Annotated in this window: 3 protein-coding genes; all 3 read right to left on the bottom strand. The window is 63.2% G+C overall.

Annotated elements, in window-relative coordinates; genetic code table 11:
• Window positions 1-111 precede the first annotated feature (111 nt).
• From GY725_04330 to GY725_04320, 3 genes are read right to left on the bottom strand one after another with little or no spacing between them, the layout of a single operon-like run.
• Entirely contained in the window at window positions 112-855 is a 744-nt protein-coding gene (locus GY725_04330) for an enoyl-CoA hydratase/isomerase family protein (GenBank protein ID MCP4003403.1), read from the bottom strand.
• Window positions 856-889: 34 nt separating this feature from the next.
• Window positions 890-2,080, bottom strand: a complete 1,191-nt coding sequence (locus GY725_04325; protein MCP4003402.1) for an acyl-CoA dehydrogenase — start codon at window positions 2,078-2,080, stop codon at window positions 890-892.
• The gene (locus tag GY725_04320; GenBank protein MCP4003401.1) at window positions 2,080-3,165 is read right to left on the bottom strand and encodes an acyl-CoA dehydrogenase; all 1,086 of its coding nucleotides are present in this window, start codon (window positions 3,163-3,165) and stop codon (window positions 2,080-2,082) included. Before GY725_04320 ends, GY725_04325 begins: the two co-directional genes overlap by 1 nt.
• Window positions 3,166-3,357: the final 192 nt, after the last annotated feature.

Here is a 3,357-nt window from a genome sequence, read left to right as displayed (position 1 = left end):
GCGGCCAGGCTCTCGATATCGCGAGCGGCAATCGTGCTGTGACCGAGTGTGAGGCGGGGAGCTGCTGATTTTTTCGTCATGCCCGGAGGATATACGGTCGGCGAGGGAAAATCAGGACTTCCGCCCGAATCTGGCCATGCGCTCTCGCGAGTCGGGTCCCATTCCAGGGCTCTTGGCGATTTCGAAACGCAGGCCTTCTTCCAGGGTCATACCGTCGCTCGCATCGACCAGATGTTTGTTCGCGCGATTGCTGTGCCAGGAATTCGCGAGAATGCGGCGCGCCAGGCTTTCGACTTCGGCGTCGAAATCCGCGTCGGACACACAGGCATTCACCAGCCCGATCGCCTCCGCCTCGCGTCCGCTCAGCGTGCGACTGGTGAGCATCAACTCCTTCGCCTTCGCGGAACCGACCAGCCGCGGCAGGCGCTGACTCATGCCCCACTTCGGTGTCAGTCCCCACTTGCCGTGGGTGTCGGCGAGTTTGGCGGATTCCGAAGCGATGATCAGATCACCGGCCAGTGCCAGTTCGAGCCCACCCGTGTAGCAATGCCCGCTCACCGCGCTGATCACCGGCTGCGGCAGGTTCGCCAGCGCTTCGATCGTCTCAGCCTGATAGTCGGGATGCGGCGCGCGTTCTCCCGACTGGATGTCCTTCAGATCGTTTCCGGCCGAAAACGCCCGGGCCGAACCGCGCAGGACCACACAACCGATCGAATCCACCTGTTCAGCCAGTGCGTCGACATGCGCACGCAATTGCTTGAACACGGCGACGGTCAAGGCATTGAGCTTATCGGGACGATTCAAGGTCAGTGTGCAGAGTCCGTCGTCGTCATTGCGCAGGACCAGATCGCTCATGGGAGTCCTTTCTCGGGTCAGTGGGCCACTCGTCTCATCCGCGCGAGGACAAGCCAACGAGGTTGCGGGACATGATCACGCGTTGGATCTGTCCCGTGCCCTCGACGATGTCCATTGCCTTCACGTCGCGGTAGAGCTTCTCGATCAGATGGTCACCGCGGGCGCCGACACTGCCGAGCAACTCCATCCCCAGGCTCGCCGCGTCATAGGCCACGGTGGCCGCAAGTGCCTTCGACATGGAGGCTTCCAGGATGTTGGGACGCTGCTGATCTGCCAACCAACCGGCGCGAAGGCATAGGAGTCGCGCCTTGCGCAACTGGCGAGCACTGTGCTCGATGCGATCGCGCACGCGCACATCGCCCAATAAGTCGTGCTCGCGCGCGAACACGAGTGATTCATCGATCACAGCCCGACCGATGCCGACAGCATTGGCGGCGATCACGGGGCGTCCCGCGTTGAATGTGCGCATCGCGGTCTTGAAGCCGGCCTGTTGCTGGTAGCGCTCCTCACCGCCCAGAAGATTGGCGGCCGGAATCCGAACGTCGTCGAGTGTGAACGACGTGGACTCGTAGGCCTTCATGCCCATCTTCTTCTCGATCTTGAAACCGCCGAGTCCTGGAGTGTCCTTCTCGACGAAGAAGGCGCGCTGCGCGCCGCGCCCCTTGGACGGGTCGATCGTAGTCTGCACCAGAATCCAGTCTGAGCGACTGGCACTGCCGATGAAACACTTGGCTCCGTTCAGGATCCAGGCATCGCCGTCCTTGCGCGCACTGGTCTGGATGCCCGCAGCATCGGAGCCCGCGCCGGGTTCGGTCATGGCGAAGCACGCCCAGCGCGGTCGATCGGGTTTCAAGAAAATGCCGAGGAAACGCTCCTTCTGCTCGTCGGTACCCATCGACAGCACATTGGATTCGGGCAGACCGGGTCCGGGATTCCCCACGCCCACACCGCGATCCCAATAGGCGTACTCTTCGGCGAGCAACAGGGCCATGACCGTGCTGCGCGTCGAGTCTCCGGGGCGCGGAGGCTCGGCTTGCACACCCGGTCCAGGCCAGCCGGTGCGACCTTCCCCGCGTTTGATCAGCTTGAGGAAATACGGGTGATCGACCGGGATGGCCCGGCCTAGACGATCCGCTTCCAGACCCACCGGCCGGACTTCCGTGCGACCGCGCTCGCGGGCTTCCTCCAGCTTTTCGCGCATGGGCTTGTCGATCGAAAACTCCATCAGCGCGCCTCGATCTGCGAGAGTTGAACGGGTGCGCCCAGAGTGCACAGGGATTGCCCCGCCTGCTCGCGCGCCGGATCGACCCCGCCTAGCAGAAGGCCCAGAGCCCGAGACTCGCGCATGTGTTTTTCGACCGGATAGTCCTGCATGAAACCGTGGCCGCCCAGAATCTGAACTCCATTGGGACCTACAAAGCGCGAAGCTTCGATGGCTTCGACGAAAACCGCCGCTGCCAGCGCTGTGAAGTCCAGACCGCGGTCTGCATGCCAGGCCGCTTCGTGCAAGAGCAGGCGTGTACCATCGATGGCCATCTGCATGTCGGTGATCAAGAACGCCAGCGCCTGGTGGTGCGCGATCGGCTTGCCAAACGCCACTCGTTCCTGTGCATAACCGCGAGAAAACTCCGCAGTCTGACGCAACACGCCCAGAATCAACGAGGCCACGTACAAGCGCGAACGCGCCAATGCCCGAGCCGCCGCTTCCACACCGTTGTAGCGTGCAACGATCGGCGCCTTGTTCAGTCGCAGCTCGGATGCTCCGGCCGCTCGCAATCCGGCGCCGCGCAGTTCTTCGAGTTCGAAGCCCTCGCGAATCACGCTGGCACCGGAGGCATCGAGGATCACGAGCAGATCAACGCGATCGGCCGGTAGCCATGGCACGATCCCACTGATCGATTCACTGCTCTGCTCGAGATCGAGTTCCGGACCGTAGGCGAGCAGGGCTCGCGAGGAAGCATCTTCGAGCAGCGGTGTGGCGAACGCGGTCAGCGCCGAGTCGCCACCGAGTTCCGACAACGCGTACAGCGCCGGACCGAACGGATCCAGCGAGAGCGCCGCACCCGGGTCCCCAACGGCCAGCTCTTCGTTCACCAGCACGCGGGCCAGCGCACCCAGCCCAGCTCCACCCAGAGATTCCGGAATCTCGAGCCCGGAGAGCCCGATCTGTGCAAACGACGCCCGTACCGCCGGTGCGAGCAGGCGCTGGGACTCCGCCTCGCGAATTCCGGGAGCCAGTTCATCGCCTGCAAAACTGCGCGCAGTTTCGATCAGCAACTCGAGTTCTTCACCGGGATCCAGATTGAACACGCGCGACTCCACTTGTGCGAAATTCCGACTCGGCGAATACTACCGGCAAGAGTCGAGCGCAGACAAGCGGGCGCGATCACAGCGGAGAAACGAAATGAGCGGAGCGCCCCAACCCGTCGAGAGGCGAGTGCGCGTAAACGGAATCGAACTGGCCTTCTTCGAGTGGGGAAGCGAATTCCAGGGACGCTCCGC

The sequence above is a fragment of the bacterium genome, assembly GCA_024226335.1.
Taxonomy (GTDB): domain Bacteria; phylum Myxococcota_A; class UBA9160; order SZUA-336; family SZUA-336; genus JAAELY01.
This window is presented reverse-complemented; position numbering and strand designations above follow the sequence as displayed.

What these genes read in the sequence shown, in the direction of transcription:
- GY725_04330 (MCP4003403.1), bottom strand. Translation starts at nt 855, where the DNA reads ATGAGCGATCTGGTCCTGCGCAATGACGACGACGGACTCTGCACACTG.
- GY725_04325 (MCP4003402.1), bottom strand. Translation starts at nt 2,080, where the DNA reads ATGGAGTTTTCGATCGACAAGCCCATGCGCGAAAAGCTGGAGGAAGCC.